The sequence below is a fragment of the Synechococcus sp. CS-1328 genome (assembly GCF_025128095.1).
In the GTDB taxonomy this organism is placed as follows: domain Bacteria; phylum Cyanobacteriota; class Cyanobacteriia; order PCC-6307; family Cyanobiaceae; genus CBW1002.
The window spans coordinates 147118-161502 of sequence record NZ_JAHLYT010000071.1; the positions used below are offsets into that span (position 1 = coordinate 147118).

The following is a 14385-nucleotide window of genomic DNA, read 5'->3' on the forward strand; positions in this document are numbered from 1 at the left end:
GTCGGCAAAGGCTGGTGGTGCCGGTCGTCCCGACGGAGTATCGGCACCGATCGTGGCAGCGAAGCGCGGGCCTGACCAAACCTGGCGTCTGACCATGCTCCTCCCCTCAGGTGAGAATGGGGAAACTTGACTGTCCGCCGTTGGCCAGCGCGCCACCAGCTCTGCGGGCCGCTTCGCCCCTGCCCTTTGCCGATCCAGCCCAGCCGGATGCGGCCCTGGAGTCGTTTCTGCATCGGGCTGCCAGCCAGCTCACGGCCTGGATGGGCAGCAGCCTGGCCCGCTCGCCCCTGCCTGGTCTGAGTGTGCTGCCCAGCGCGGCTCCTGAGGCACTGGGCCTGCCTTCGGAAGCCTTGCTGGCCGATCTGCAGCAACTGATGGATGGGGCCTACAACCCCCACCACCCCGGAGCCCTGGCCCACCTCGACCCCCCGCCCCTGGCGGCCTCGATCGTGGGGGATCTGATCTGCGCCGGCCTCAACAACAACCTGCTGGCGGAGGAGCTCTCCCCCAGCCTCAGCCGGCTGGAGCGCAGTCTCTGCAGCTGGCTGGCCGAAGCGATCGGTCTGCCGGCCGGTGCCGGTGGCATCCCGGCCAGCGGTGGCAGTCTCAGCAACCTGATGGCGCTGGTGCTGGCACGCCACCGCGCTGGGCTGGCCTGTTGCGGCCAGGCGGTGGTGCTCTGCAGCCAGGACGCCCATGTGTCCCTGGCCAAGGCCCTCACGGTGATGGGACTGCCGGCCACGGCCCTGCTCACGCTGCCGACCAATGCCTCGGGCGGTCTTGACATCGAGGCCCTGAAGGCCAGGCTGGAGACGCTGCGAACCCAGGGAGTGCCGGTGCTGGCTGTGGTGGCCACCGCCGGCACCACCGTACGGGGAGCGGTGGATCCCCTCGAGCCGATGGCGGCTCTGTGCCGGCGCCAGGGGATCTGGTTGCACGTGGATGGGGCGATCGGAGCGGTGTTCGCCCTCAGCGATCGCCACCGCCACCGGGTGGCGGGTCTGGCTCAGGCGGATTCGATCACCCTGAATCCCCAGAAGCTGCTGGGGATCACCAAAACCTCCTCCGTGCTGTTGCTCGCCGATCCGGCGGGGCTGGAGGAGGTGTTCGGCACGGGGCTTCCCTACATGGAGCCCAGCTGGGGGGGCAGCCATGGCGGTGAGGCAGGGCTGCAGGGCACCCGCCCTGCCGAAATCCTCAAGCTCTGGCTTGGCTTGCGGCAACTGGGCCTGGAGGGGATCGAAGCGGTGCTGGATGGCGCCATTGAGCGCCGCCGACATCTGCGCCAGCAGCTGGCCTGTGGTGATCGGCTCGACCTTCAGGATGGCCGGCTGCACCTGCTCGCCTTCTGCCCCACCGGCTATGACGCCGCGCAGGCCAACCACTGGAGCGCCGAAACCCGCCAGCGCCTGCTGGCCGAGCAGTTGATGCTGTCGCGGCCCCTGTACGGCGGCCGCCATCACCTCAAGGCCGTGCTCGGCAACCCCCACACCAGGGCTGAGCACCTGGAGCGGCTGGCGCAGCTGGTGCACGCCTCGCTTCTGCCGCAGCCCTGAAGACGATCCAGCCTGATCGCTATTCCTTCTTTCCATTCCCATTTTTTTTCATTCCAATTCCCAATCCCATTTCCTTTCCCTCTCCTTCTTCGTCCCTCTTTCCAGCCGCCATGGACCCATCCGCACCGGAGACGCCCGACAAGCTCTCTTCCGCTCCGTTTCGTTCCGGCGATGCCGCCCGTGCGGATTCTGTCCGCTTGGACGATGCCGGCCGCTCCGAGGCTGCCGCCAGCTCCACCAGGGCCACAGCAGCGGCTGATCCCCCTGGCGGTGTCGAACGGGATCGGCGCCGTGGACAGTGGGTGGCCGTCGTCACCGGGGCCTTGTCGATCCTGATCGGGGTGGCCTACCTGGTGTTGATCACGGTTCTGGATCGTCAGGGTCCCTTGCTGCCGCCTCCGCCGGAGGCCTTCGGCGTGGCGGCAGTGCGGTCTGTTCCGGTCGCTGCAGGGGCTCCACGACGCGGCGCAGGGCCAGATCGAGGAAGCGGCGCAGGGCTCCTTCGCGCCGGTTGAGCTCGAACTGGCGTTGCACCACCTCCTGAAGGCCGCCATCCCCCCAGTCCTGGTCCTGATCGAAGTAGGTGATGAAGCTCCGCCCTGCCACCCGGGTCAGCCAGGCGGCACTAACCGCCTGAATGGCGCGACCCACGAGCAGGGTCGGCAGCTGCAGGCTGAGAGCCCCGCTCAACAGGCTCACGCCCCCCTTGATCAGCCCCAGCCCCGCCAGGGTGCGACCCACCGAAAGAGCCAGATCCTGGGCTGAAGCGCGGCTGAGCGTGATGCCGTAGATCCGGCCGATCTCCACCACCATCTGGGCATTCACGGCGGCGGCACCGAGCAGATCCACGCCTGGCAGGGGCGTGACCGCCAACACCCCGGCACTGATCCACATGTAGCGATCCACGATTCGGTCCGCATCGCTGCGGCGCTGGCGGGCCAGCAGGGCGCGGCTGGCCTCACTGAGCCGGCGGCTCTGCAAGAGGATGTTGTCGGCGATCAGCTCTTCGCCATCGCTGTGCAGCACCGCCGCCAGGCGGCCCAGCAGGGCGTCTACTTCAGGCGGTGGCTGCAGCGGACGGCCCCCTGGCATCGGCACGCTCTGGGGGGAGGCACTGGCACTGACCACATCAGCGGCGCTCAGCCGGCCCTGGCAACGCTGCCGCAGCAGTTCCAGCAGCCGCTGTTCCTCCTGTTCACCACGAAGGTCGCACTTGTTCAGCACCAGCAGCAGGCGTTTGCCCAGCCCGGCCAGGGTGTCGAACACCTCCAGCTCGCTGGCCCGCAGATCGCCATCCACCACGAGCAGCAACAGATCGGCCCGGGCCGCTTGATCGCGGGCGGCCTGCTCCCGACGCCGCCCATCGACGCCGGCCTCCAGGATGCCGGGGGTATCCACCAGGATCACGGCCCGGCGCAATCCCCGCAGCCGCAGCCGGTAGCGGTTCGAGCCGGCGGTGGATCCCATCGGGGCCCCCACCTCGCCCACCACCTCGCCCAGCAAGGCACGGATCAGGGAGGTCTTGCCGGCCGACCCGCTGCCGAACAGCACAATCACCAGATCGCCGCGCTCCAGCTCGGCCTGCACCCGCTCGCGCTCCTGGCGCAGGGCCTCGCGAGCCACCGCATCCCGCACGCGATCGAGGGTGGCGTCAATCGAGGCCAGCTGGCTCTGGGCTGCCTCCTGGCGATTGCTCGGCGGCGGTGGGAGCTCACCAGCAGGGGAGCCGCTGCGGCTGGAACGGCCGGAGCGCCGTCCGCCCTGGAGCCAGGGCCAGACCAGCCGGGCCAGCAACAGCAGCAGCCCGGCCAGCAGCAGCAAGGCGATCGGACCCACCAGCCAGCCCGGAAGCCAGTAGCTCAGCTGCCAGAGCAGCTGATTGACGGTCTGCAACACCATGCCCACCAGCACCAGCACCGCCAGGGCGACGAGCAGCCAGATCCAGGGCCTGGCGGGCAGCTTCATGGGGTATTCATGGCGTTGGACTCGTGGTGCCAGAGCCTCGGACCAGATCGCCCCAGAGGCCCGCGGCCAGAGCGCTGCTGGCGTGGGTGGGGCGGTTGTCGTCATTGCCGAGCCAGACGCCAATCACCCAGTGGCGCCGCGGCTCGAAGCCCACGAACAACAGATCCCTGCCCTCGTTGGTGGTGCCGGTCTTGCCGCCCTCCTGCCCCCCCAGGTAGGCCTCGCTGCCGGTGCCACTGCGCACCACCGCACGCAACAGATCCTGGAGGGCGCGGGCCGTGGCTTCGCTGCTCACCCGCCTCCCAGGGGAAACGGTGGCGGTGGGCTGACGCCCTCCTGGATCGCTCTCGCCACGGCCACTGCCCGCAGCACTGCCTACCGCACTGGCTTTGCAGCGCTGGAGGGTGGCGGGATCGGCCAGCCGTGCACCCCCGCCACAGAGTTCCGCATCGGTGAGGCGGCGGATCGTGCTGGGCTGATGCCAGAGGCCGTCGTTGGCGATGGCGGCGTAGGCACCGGTGAGTTCCAGCAGCGTCACTTCGCTCTGCCCCAGGGCCAACCCCGGCACGGCCGCCAGGGGGCTGCTGATGCCGAGCACGCGGGCCTTGTTCACCACCGCCTCCAGGCCGACCCGCTGGGTGAGCCGCAGGGCAGCGGTGTTGCTGCTGCGCGCCAGGGCCTGCCGCAGGCTGAGGCTGCCGCCGCAGTTGCTGGCGAAGTACTGACCACGCCATTGCAGGGGGCCACAGCCGACCCGATCACCCGGCCTGGCCCCCTTCTCCAGGGCCACCAGATAGGGCACCAGCTTGAAGGTGCTGCCCGGCTGGCGCAGGGCCATCGAGGCGCGGTTGAACTGGCTCTGGCGATAGTCGCGGCCGCCGGTGATGGCGAGGATGCCACCGCTGCGGCTGTCGAGCACCACCACGGCACCCTGGCTGACGCCGCTGAAGGCCGGCCGAGCCAGGGAGTCGCGCAGCTGCCGTTCCACCCGCTGTTGCAGGGCCGGATCGAGGTGGGTATCGATCAGAAAGTTGCCTTCCTGCGCCACCTCCTGCCCCACCAGGGCCTCCAGATCACGGCGCACCTGATCGCTGTAGAAGGGGGTGTTGCGGCCAGGTCCGTTGGATCGGCAGGCCTGGGGCGCGAGCTGCACCGGCTGGCGGCGGGCCCGGCGGGCCGCATCGCGACCGATCCGGCCGGTGTCGGCCATCTTGGCCAGCACGCGGTTGCGGGAGTCGAGGGCAGCTTCGGGGGCCACACAGGGATCGTTGCCGTTGGGTGAAGGCAGCAGCCCCACCAACAGAGCGGCTTCCTCCAGCTCCAGACGCGCCGCTGGTTTGTCGAAATAGTGGCGGGCGGCGTCCTCGAAGCCCCAGCCCACCCCGAGATAGACACGGTTGAGATAACTGAGCAGCAGATCGGCCTTGCTGAAGCGGGCTTCCAGCTGAAGGGCCACCAGCAGCTCCCGCCACTTGCGACCCAGTGTTTCCCCCTGTCCCACCTGCTCCGGGTACAGGCTGCGGGCCAGCTGCTGGGTGAGGGTGCTGCCGCCTTCCAGCACGCGGCCGCCCACCAGGTTGGTCACCAGGGCCCGGCCTGTTCCGATCGGATCCACCCCCGGATGCCACCAGAAGCGGCTGTCCTCACTGGCCAGCAGAGCATCGATCAACACAGCCGGATAGTCCTGCAAGGCGGCCAGCTCGCGATGCTCCACGCCCTCCGCCGAGCTGAGCGGCCGGTTGTTGCGGTCGTAGAGCGCCAAGGGTCCGCGCACGTTGGCCAGACTGCCGCGGATCGGCGCCTGCCACAGAGCCAGGCCCAGCAGCAACACCCCGCCGCCGGCCAAGCCAGCCAGGGCCAGGCAGGCGCCCCGCAGCAGGGGTGCCAGGCGGCGCTGCATCGGCTGGCGGAACACCAGCAGCGGCACCGGCCCGCGTTCTTCCGGGCCGAAAGCCACGGTGTCGCCGTCTTGCAGCAGCAGCTCCTGCACGCGCCGCCCCTGCCACCAGAGGCCGTTGGTGGAGCCGGCGTCCTGAAGCAGCCAGTGCTGACCGCGCCATTCCAGGCGAGCGTGCTCACGACTCACGGCCGGGTGATCGATCACGATCTCCAGGTCGGGATCCCGGCCGAGGCGCCAGAGGCCGCCATGCAGGTTGATCGTGCGCTCAGGTTTGGTCTGCTCAGCCTTGGTCTGCTCAGGCGTGGTGCTTTCAGCCTCGGCTTGTGTTCCTTCTGCAGCTGAGGCCGAACCCGGATCCTCTGGCCCAGGAGATCCGGTGCCCTGGAGCTGCAGGCGATCGCGCCTGAAGCCATCGAGCAAGTAGAGCTCCAGCTGCGCCGCTGCCAGAGAGGTCCTGGTCATGCCACCGAACGGGGCCGGCCAAGCAGATCCAGCAGGAAACAGGCCACGGCCACGTTGATTGCCACGTCCGCCAGGTTGAACACCGGAAAGCTCACCGGCACGAACTCAAGAAAATCCACCACGGCTCCGAGGCGCCAGCGATCGAGACCGTTGCCGATGGCTCCCCCCAGCAAGCATGCGCAACCGGCTGCTTGCCAGACCCCCATGCGGGGCTGGGCCAGAAGCCAGAGCACCAACCCCAGGGCCACCAGCAGGCTCACCAGACCCAGAGCAACGGTGGAGCCGGTGAACAGGCTGAAGGCTGCTCCGGTGTTGAACACCAGGCGCAGCTGCAGCAATCCCGGAAGCAGGGTCTCCATCTGGCCGGCGGCCAGCTGCTGCATGGCCCAGTGCTTGCTGACCTGATCCAGGATCACCAGCACAGCCGCCAGCCCCAGGAAGAGCAGCTGGCGGCGGTTGGGACGGCGCCAGAGGGTTGAACGGGTCATGAGGGCAGGAGCAGCAGGCGCCGCAGCAGCAGGGCCACCACAGCAACAGCGCAGCAGAGCAGCAGCTGGGGCAGGAGGGGGCCGATCGAATAGCTCATCAGCAACGGCAGCAGGGTGCCGCTCCAGCGGCCTGCCAGAGCACCGAGCAGCAGGTTGGCGATGCCGCACAACTGAATCACCAGCAGGCCGATGCCGGCGGCACCGGCCAGGGAGAGGGGGTCGTTCATGCCCGGCTGGCGGGCCAGACGGCCGGTCAGCCAGGCCGCCGGCAAAAATCCGGCCAGATAGCCGAAGCCGGGATCCAGCACATAGGAGGGACCACCACCGCCGTAGAACACCGGCAGCTGGAACAGCCCCACGCTGAGGTAGGCCACGGCCGCGAGCATGCTGCTGCGCGGGCCGCAGACCAGCGCCGTGAGCAACAGGCCGGGGACCTGCAGGGTGATCGGCAGGCTCACCAGCGTCCAGGTGCCCGTGAAATCGTTCAGACCTCCGGAGGGAAGGGGAACGGCGGCCTGGATCAGACCACCAACCAGGATGAGCAGGAGTCCGGCGATGGCGCCGCTCCAGGTGGCAAGGGCCCGCAACGGCACAACCAAAGGGCTGGCGCCATCCTGCTGCAGCTAGGTTCAGCTGACCAGACACTCTTGGGCCAGACAGGTTCGGGGGCGGAGTTCAGGCCCATGCCATCCAGACAGCCCGAACAGCCAACCGCGCCAGGCCAAGAGGCGCAGATTGACGCTGCGGCCTCGGCTGGCAGGGACAGGGAGCTCCGTGGGCCTGAAAACGCAGACCTCGCTACGGCGGTACCCGAACATTCAGCTCGTCGAGAATCAGCGCGCGAAATTTCAGCCCTGGAACATTCCGCACCCGAAGACGCGACATCTGAACACCCTGGATCTGAAAACGCTCGAACAGAAGACCCGGCAACCGACGATGCCGTCACCGCAGACGGATCAACCGCAGACGGATCAACTGCAGACGCGTCAACCGCAGACAGATCAAGCGCAGACAGATCAAGCGCAGAATCAGTAGCCCCGATCCCCCTGGAGCCTGAACCCTCCCCAGTCCGGATTGGTGCGACGGTCGAGTTGTGCCGGCCCTTGCGTTATCTCAAGACCGCCGACCCGATGCCGATGCTGCGCCCCCCCGATCTGGTCGATCCAGGCGAGGTCGGCACGGTCACGGCCATCCGGATGATGGGTCAGGTGACGGTGCGCTTCCGTCGCGGCAGCTTCCTGATAGCCAGCGATGACCTGAAGATCTGTGGTCCGTCTGAGGCACTCCGCTGACCCTCTCAGGTCGATCAGGTCAGGTCGACACAGTCAGCTCGACAAAGTCAGCTCGATAACGGGTGGGCGGCCCAGGCGGCTGCGGCCCCCTCCAATGCCGCAGCCGGTCCGCAGAGGCTGAGATGGGGCCGGCGCAGGCAACGCTGGGCCGCTGCCTGCAGGGCTGCACCATCGAGCTGGCCGGCTCGCACCAGGGCCTGGTCCACGTAATCCGTGGGCAGTCCATGGCCCAACACCAGAGCCAGACGGTCGGCGATCTGGCCGCAGGTTTGCCGGCCCATGGCGTCCTGACCACGGAACTTGGCCAGGGCGAGCTCCAGCTCCTCAGCGTCCAGGGGGTGCTCCAGCAGCCGCTGCCACTCGTCCAGCAGTGACCGGCAGGCATCGGCGGAGCGATCGGCCGACGTGGAGAGGTGAAACACGAACGGGGCTGCGCCGCGGCGGGCGGGCAGGTGCACACCCACGTCGTAGGCCAAACCCTGCTCTTCGCGCATCACCACGAACAGGCGGCTGGACATCCCCATGCCCAGATGGCTGTGCAGCAGTCGCAGGGCCAGTCCGTCCTGTTCGCCCAGGGGCACGGTGGCGGCACCGAGCATCAGCACCATTTGTTCGGTGTCCTGGGAACAGAGGGCCAGGCGCTCCCCCGGCTGGCCCACCGGACCCGCCCCCTTCAGCGGCGCCTGGCTGCTCCAGGGTGACGTCTCCAGGCTGCTCTGCAGAAGCGTGATTAACGACTGGGGCACATCACCGCAGAGCACCAGCACGGCGCCGTGTACCCCAAACTTCTGGCGCAGCGGATCGAGGGCCTCCAGCTCCAGGTCCTGCAGATCCGCCTCGACCCCCAGGGGGTCGTGGCCGTAGGGCCCGTTCCCATACAGCTGCTGGCGCAGACGGTCGTGGCAGAGCTGAAAAGGATCCTCCTTCTGGCGTTGCAGGGCCTGCAGATTGAGCTGCCGCTCCAGCTCAAATTGATCGGCCCGCAGCCAGGGGCTCTGCACCATGGTCAGCAGCAGCGGCAGGAGCAGATCGGCATCCTCCCGGGCGCATTTGAGGCTCAGCAGCAGGTTGTCCTCGGTGGCCTCGCAGCGGAGCGCGGCGCCACATCCCTCCACCAGATCGGCGAGGGCCTCCGGACCCAGGTCGCCGCAGCCGCGGGTCATCAGGCCGGCCAGGATCTGGTGGGCACCGCAGGCCCCCGCTGGATCGAGGCTGCTGCCTCCCCGGATCCAGAGCCGTGCTGACAGGATCGCTGGCCCGGGGCGATGGACCACCGCCAGGGGCAGGCCGCCCGGCAGAACCATGGTCTCCGGCGTGGTGCGGAACAAAGACAACGTCGGGAGGGGCATCAGGCGGGAACGGCCTCCAGCACGCAGGCCAGGGCCGGATCAAACAGGGGCAGCATGCTCTGCTGCAGGCGAGCGGGGCTCCAGGTCTCGAGCAGCTGCAGGGGTTGCTCGAGGGGAGCATGGCGGCCCCAGAGCCCATTGGCGCCGATCAGTCCCGCCACCCCACCGGCGGCTTCAAGCCCGAACCGATAGGCATGGGCCACCAGGCGCCGGCTTCGTTGCCACTCGGCCTCCGGCAGGGCCGTCTCGCCCAGCTCCTGCCATACCTGGCTGATCACCAGGCGCACCTCCGGCAGATCCTCGGGCTCGCACACCGCTTCCAGCAGCGCCAGGCTGCCGCACTCGAGCACGTGCAGGTCGAGATCCACGCTCTCGACGATCCGCAGGTCTTCCCGCAACCGATCCACCAGCCGGCTGCGACGCCCCTCCGCCAGCACGGTGGTGAGCAGGTCGGCGCCCATCACGGCCTCCTGCTCAACGGCCGCCGGCAGAGCCCAGGCCATCAGCAGGCGGGCGGCTTCCAGCCTGGGGATGGCGAGACGCTGGACTCCAGGCCGGAGGCGCAGGGCCGGTGGCGTTGGTGTTGCGCTGCTGGCGTTCAGTTCGGCCAGGGCACTGCCGCTCAGCCGATCCAGCCGATGCTCCGCGGCCAGGGGGCCCGTCTCCAGGCTTCCGCTGAGGGCCAGGATGCAACGGTCTGCCCCATAGAGCCGCCGCTGGAATTCACCCATCACAGCGGGCGTGTGCTGCAGCAGGGCCTCGCGGCGGCCCAGGATCGGCAATCCATAGGGGTGATCCGGGCAGGCCAGAGCGAGCAGGCGCTGCATGGCGATCTCCTCGGGCTGGTCTTCGCTCTGGGCCAGTTCCTCCAGCACCACCTGGCGCTCCATGGCGAAGGCCTCCTCCTCCAGGCGAGGGCGCAGTACCAGATCCAGCAGCAGATCAAGGGCCTGATCGGCAGCGTCGGGGGGAATCAGCACGTGGTAGTGCACGTCATCGAAGCCTGTGGCGGCATTGCTGCTGCCACCCAGGGCCTCGATGCGCCGGTCGAACTCACCGGCATCCAGGTGGGCACTGCCTTTGAACACCATGTGCTCGAGAAAGTGGGCCACACCGCTCTCCTGCGGAGTCTCCCAGGCACTGCCGGCCCGGCACCAGAGGTTGAGGCAGGTGAGCGGCGCGTCCGGCAGAGACAGGCTGACCACCGGAGCCCCGTTGGCGAGATGGTCGAGCTGAGGGGGCGCCAGATCCGGCAGCAGCAGCGGCGACGCCCCCTGGGGCACGGCAACGGGCACGGTGGCAGACGCATGGCAGGATCTGCATTCTGCTGCTGCCACCGGCGGCACGCGCCCGTCCCTGCCGCCCATGCCCACCACCGAGGCCCAGCGCGCCGAGGGTGTCCATCCCCTGGTGGATGCTCTGGCCGAGAGAATCCGCCAGCAGTGGGCGCTCCTGCCGGAGCTGGCCCCGCTGGCGGTGGACCCAGCCCTGGAAGCCATCACCGGCAGCCTCGATGGAGAACACCTGTTCATCCGCAACGAGCTGCGTCACTGCCGTGGGCTGCGCAAGCTGCACCTGGAAACGGCACGGTTGGGTGCCGGCCTTCAGATTCTCCACTGCGTCTTTTTCCCGGATCCTCGCTACGACCTGCCCGTCTTCGGTGCCGACATCGTGGCGGGGCGCGGCGGAGTATCGGCCGCCATCGTGGACCTCTCTCCGGTGAGCGGCGATCTCCCCGATCGAATCGATGCAGCCCTGGAGGGGCGAGAACGCCACACCTATGAAGGCGAACGGGAACTGCCGCCGTGGGGCTCGATCTTTTCGCGGCACGTGCGCTTCGTGCGGCCGGCCAATCCCCAGGAAGAGGAGTGGTTCATCGAGGAGGTGGCCTGTTTCCTGCAGATCCTGGGTGAGGCGATCAGGGGCACGGAACCACAATCCAGCCATGATCCCGATACGATCAAGCGCTGGGCTGGTCAGCTCCACTATTGCAAGCAGCAGAAACAAAACGACAAGACCAGACGGGTCCTGGAGAAGGCGTTCAACCCCGAATGGGCCGACCGCTACATCGAGGAGCTGCTGTTCGACGACCCGGCCCCGCTTTGAGTCTCGAAGGGCTCCGCTCTCGGCCACTGGTCCTGGGTCTTGGCCTGCTGGTGTTGGTGCTCGGCGGGGTGATCCTGTTCCGACAACGATCCACCCCACCTGTCCGACCTGCTCCGGCTCCTGCGAGCGCCATGACCCAGAAGCTGGAGGCGGTCTCCGCCCTGGGCCGGCTTGAGCCGGCCGGTGATGTGCGCAAGCTGGCCGAACCGATGAACGGCATGGGGGGCAGCCCACGCATCAAGACCCTGCTGGTGGAGGAAGGCGACGCGGTGCGGCGCGATCAGGTGCTGGCCACCTTCGACAGCCGCCCGGGCCTCCTGGCTCAGAAGAATGTGCTCACCACCCGGATCAACAGTCTCCAGAGCCAGCTGGTGCTGCTGGAGCGGGAAACCAGCCGCTACCGCCGCCTCGCCAGTGCTGGAGCCACCGCCACCGGTGATCTGGAGGTGCGGGAGATCAAGCTGCTCGAATTGAAAGGCAATCTCGAGGAGGCCCGCTCGGAGCTGCGCCGGGTTGATACCGACCTGGTGGACAGTGAACTCAGGGCCCCGATCGATGGCACAGTGCTGCACATCTGGACCCGGGCGGGCGAGCGTCCGGGGTCGAACGGCATCCTCGAGCTCGGCGGTGGCACCGGCATGGAGGCGATCGCCGAGGTCTACGAGAGCGATATCGACCGGATCAGGCTCGGGCAGAAGGTGCGGATCACCAGTGAAAACGGCGGGTTCAGCGGCAGCCTGGCCGGCCGCGTGATCCGGATCAGCCCGCAGGTGCGCCAGCGCGATGTGCTGTCGACCGACCCCACCGGCGATGCCGATGCCCGGGTTGTGGAGGTGCGTCTGGCCATCGATCCAGCCGACATGGAGCGGGTGCGTCGCCTCGCCGGCCTCAAGATCGTCACCCGATTCGAGAGCTGAGGTGGATCGGATGCAACCCCTGGCGGCACTGGCTTCGCTGTGGTCGTCCAGGCGCATTCCGATGTCCTGGCTGCTGCTCACCCGTCAGCCGGCCCGGCTGGCCGTGGCCCTGGCGGGCATCAGCTTCGCCGGCATCCTGATGTTCATGCAGTTCGGCTTCCGCGACGGACTGTTTGATGCCAGCGTCACGATCCACAAGCTCTTCGATGCCGATCTGGTGCTGCTGAGCCCCCGCTCCAGCAGTTCGGTGAGCATGGCCGGTTTTCCGCGGCGCCGGCTGGTACAGACCCTGGCCGATCCCGATGTGGCTGGGATCACCCCGGTGCACTGGAGCCTGCTGCTCTGGCGCAATCCCCAGACCCGGGCCACCCGCTCCCTGCTCACCCTGGGCTTCGAACCGGACGATCCCCTGTTCACCGACCCCAGCCTGGCCGCCAAGAGCCAGGTGCTGACCCAGCGTGGACGGGTGCTGTTCGATGAGCTGTCCCGGCCGGAGTTCGGCCCTGTGGCCGAGTGGTTCCGCCAGGGCCGACAGGTGGAGAGTGAAATCTCCGGCAAACGGGTGCGGGTAGCAGGCCTGGTGGCTCTCGGTACCTCGTTCGGAGCCGATGGCAATCTGCTCACCAGCAGTGAGACCTATCTCAGCCTCCTGCCCGACACCCCTCCGGGCAGCATCGAAGTCGGTCTGATCCGCCTGCGACCGGGATCCGATGTTGCTGCTGTGCAGCGTCGCCTGCAAGCAGCCCTGCCGCAGGACGTGCGCGTCTACACCAAGCAGGGCTTCATCAACTTCGAGATGAACTACTGGCGCGACAGCACCTCGATCGGCTTCATCTTCACCCTCGGGGCGGCGATGGGCTTCATCGTGGGCTGTGTGATCGTCTACCAGATTCTCTATTCCGACGTCAGTGATCATCTGCCCGAATACGCCACCTTGATGGCCATGGGCTATCGCCTCTCCACCCTGCTGGGCGTGGTGGCGCGTGAAGGCTTCTTTCTGGCGATCCTCGGCTACCTGCCTGCCTACGCCGCCGGCGAGGGCCTCTACGTGCTGGTGCGCAACGCCACCAACCTGCCGGTGGGCATGGACACAGCTCGGGCGGTGCTGGTCTTCGCTCTGATCCTGGTGATGTGCATGGGCTCAGCGGCCCTGGCCATGCGCCGGCTGGCCGATGCTGATCCAGCTGAAATCTTCTGACCCTCTCCTCTGAATCTCCCTCTTCTGAATCTCTTTTCTGACGCTTTCTGTCTTCAGGACCACTCTTCAGGACCTCTCTTCCGTCCGCTTCCGTTCCCCTTCCCCGGCCATGTCCGTCGACCCTCTTGCCACCGCGACTGCGCCCCAGCAGGGTGGCCCCAGCGTGGCGTTACGGGGGCTGAGCCACTGGTACGGCAGCGGCGCCATGGAGCGGCAGGTGCTGCAGGGGATCGATCTGGAGATTCATCCCGGCGAGGTGGTTCTGCTCACGGGGCCATCCGGCTGCGGCAAGACCACCCTGCTCACCCTGGTGGGGGCGTTGCGCCAGGTGCAGGAGGGTTCGGTGCGGGTGCTCGGCCAGGAGCTGCTCGACTCCAACAGGCGCCAGCGCCAGCGACTTCGCCGTCAGATCGGCATGATCTTCCAGGGGCACAACCTGCTGGGCTTCCTCAGCGCTGAGCAGAACGTGCAGATGGGCTCCGATCTGCTGCCCGATCTCGGCTATCGCGCCCGCCGCGACCAGGCCCGTGAATGGCTGCGGGCCGTAGGACTGGGAGATCACCTCGGCAAGCTGCCCCACGATCTTTCCGGTGGCCAGAAGCAGCGCGTGGCGATCGCGCGTGCCCTGGCCTCCCATCCGCGCCTGCTGCTGGCCGACGAGCCCACCGCAGCCCTCGACAGCCGCAGCGGCCGTGAAGTGGTGGAGCTGCTGCGGGGGTTGGCCCGCGAGCAGGGCTGCGCCGTGCTGATGGTGACCCATGATCCCCGCATCCTCGATGTGGCTGATCGTCTGGTGCGGATGGAGGATGGCTGCCTGCAGGAGCAGGAAGACATGCGGCCGCTAGTGAACGCCACGGCTTAAGGGCTTAAGCCAAGTCCTCAGCAGGTCCTTGAGCGGGGTCTCAGGAGGGCAGGCTTACGGGAATCCCCAGCCAAGTGCTGACGGTCGGTTGGCTAGGGTTGAAGTTCAGCCATTTCCACTTACCGCAGGCCGTATGTCCAAGCGCAGGAATCTCAAGAAGGAAAAGCAGGAACGCAACCGCGCTTACGCGCGCAAGTTCAAGAAGCGCAAGCTGCGCAACGACGGCCGCGGTGAAGGTGCCGGCAATGGCGTGACCGGCACGGCCAACAACGGCGGCGCCGCTGATTGAG

General features: G+C 67.9%; 14 protein-coding genes. 8 read left to right on the forward strand and 6 right to left on the reverse strand.

All coding sequences use genetic code 11. From position 1 onward, the window contains the following. The first annotated feature begins 140 nt into the window (after nt 1–140). Nucleotides 141–1556: a pyridoxal phosphate-dependent decarboxylase family protein gene (locus KQ310_RS14135; protein WP_399238459.1), complete on the forward strand. Its 1416-nt coding sequence runs from the start codon at nt 141–143 to the stop codon at nt 1554–1556. A 360-nt stretch (nt 1557–1916) separates the two neighbouring features. Here KQ310_RS14135 and KQ310_RS14140 read toward each other — a convergent pair whose 3' ends face one another. From KQ310_RS14140 to KQ310_RS14155, 4 genes are read right to left on the reverse strand one after another with little or no spacing between them, the layout of a single operon-like run. Continuing rightward, nucleotides 1917–3521: a DUF697 domain-containing protein gene (locus tag KQ310_RS14140; protein ID WP_259722365.1), complete on the reverse strand. Its 1605-nt coding sequence runs from the start codon at nt 3519–3521 to the stop codon at nt 1917–1919. A 7-nt stretch (nt 3522–3528) separates the two neighbouring features. Then, nucleotides 3529–5883 carry a transglycosylase domain-containing protein gene (locus tag KQ310_RS14145; protein WP_259722366.1) on the reverse strand — a complete coding sequence of 785 codons (2355 nt, stop codon included), beginning with the start codon at nt 5881–5883 and terminating at the stop codon, nt 3529–3531. Further along, on the reverse strand, nt 5880–6371 hold the full coding sequence (gene lspA / locus KQ310_RS14150; RefSeq protein ID WP_259722367.1) for a signal peptidase II: 492 nt from the start codon (nt 6369–6371) through the stop codon (nt 5880–5882). The genes KQ310_RS14145 and lspA overlap by 4 nt, the downstream gene beginning before the upstream one ends. Next, the gene (locus tag KQ310_RS14155; RefSeq protein ID WP_259722368.1) at nt 6368–6958 is read right to left on the reverse strand and encodes a biotin transporter BioY; all 591 of its coding nucleotides are present in this window, start codon (nt 6956–6958) and stop codon (nt 6368–6370) included. The genes lspA and KQ310_RS14155 overlap by 4 nt, the downstream gene beginning before the upstream one ends. A 187-nt stretch (nt 6959–7145) precedes the next feature. Between KQ310_RS14155 and KQ310_RS14160 the strand changes: the two genes are divergently transcribed. Continuing rightward, entirely contained in the window at nt 7146–7406 is a 261-nt protein-coding gene (locus KQ310_RS14160) for a hypothetical protein (RefSeq protein ID WP_259722610.1), read from the forward strand. Nucleotides 7407–7444: 38 nt separating this feature from the next. Next, the gene (locus KQ310_RS14165) at nt 7445–7663 is read left to right on the forward strand and encodes a DUF3148 domain-containing protein (protein WP_259722586.1); all 219 of its coding nucleotides are present in this window, start codon (nt 7445–7447) and stop codon (nt 7661–7663) included. Nucleotides 7664–7710: 47 nt separating this feature from the next. On the opposite strand, the gene KQ310_RS14170 is transcribed toward KQ310_RS14165, so the two are convergent. Further along, on the reverse strand, nt 7711–9012 hold the full coding sequence (locus tag KQ310_RS14170; protein WP_259722369.1) for a pitrilysin family protein: 1302 nt from the start codon (nt 9010–9012) through the stop codon (nt 7711–7713). Beyond that, nucleotides 9012–10307, reverse strand: a complete 1296-nt coding sequence (locus KQ310_RS14175) for a pitrilysin family protein (RefSeq protein WP_259722370.1) — start codon at nt 10305–10307, stop codon at nt 9012–9014. The genes KQ310_RS14170 and KQ310_RS14175 overlap by 1 nt, the downstream gene beginning before the upstream one ends. 70 nt (nt 10308–10377) lie before the next feature. On the opposite strand from KQ310_RS14175, the gene KQ310_RS14180 reads away from it, so the two are divergent. From KQ310_RS14180 to KQ310_RS14200, 5 genes are all read left to right on the forward strand, one after another. After that, nucleotides 10378–11118: a phycocyanobilin:ferredoxin oxidoreductase gene (locus KQ310_RS14180; RefSeq protein WP_259722371.1), complete on the forward strand. Its 741-nt coding sequence runs from the start codon at nt 10378–10380 to the stop codon at nt 11116–11118. 131 nt (nt 11119–11249) lie between these two features. Beyond that, nucleotides 11250–12035, forward strand: coding sequence for an HlyD family efflux transporter periplasmic adaptor subunit (locus KQ310_RS14185; RefSeq protein WP_259722372.1), 786 nt, complete (start codon nt 11250–11252; stop codon nt 12033–12035). 10 nt (nt 12036–12045) lie between these two features. Continuing rightward, nucleotides 12046–13233 carry an ABC transporter permease DevC gene (gene devC / locus KQ310_RS14190; protein ID WP_399238468.1) on the forward strand — a complete coding sequence of 396 codons (1188 nt, stop codon included), beginning with the start codon at nt 12046–12048 and terminating at the stop codon, nt 13231–13233. Nucleotides 13234–13342: 109 nt separating this feature from the next. After that, nucleotides 13343–14095, forward strand: coding sequence for a DevA family ABC transporter ATP-binding protein (locus KQ310_RS14195; protein ID WP_259722374.1), 753 nt, complete (start codon nt 13343–13345; stop codon nt 14093–14095). A 133-nt stretch (nt 14096–14228) separates the two neighbouring features. Further along, nucleotides 14229–14384, forward strand: coding sequence for a hypothetical protein (locus KQ310_RS14200; RefSeq protein ID WP_011293689.1), 156 nt, complete (start codon nt 14229–14231; stop codon nt 14382–14384). Nucleotide 14385 lies beyond the last annotated feature (1 nt).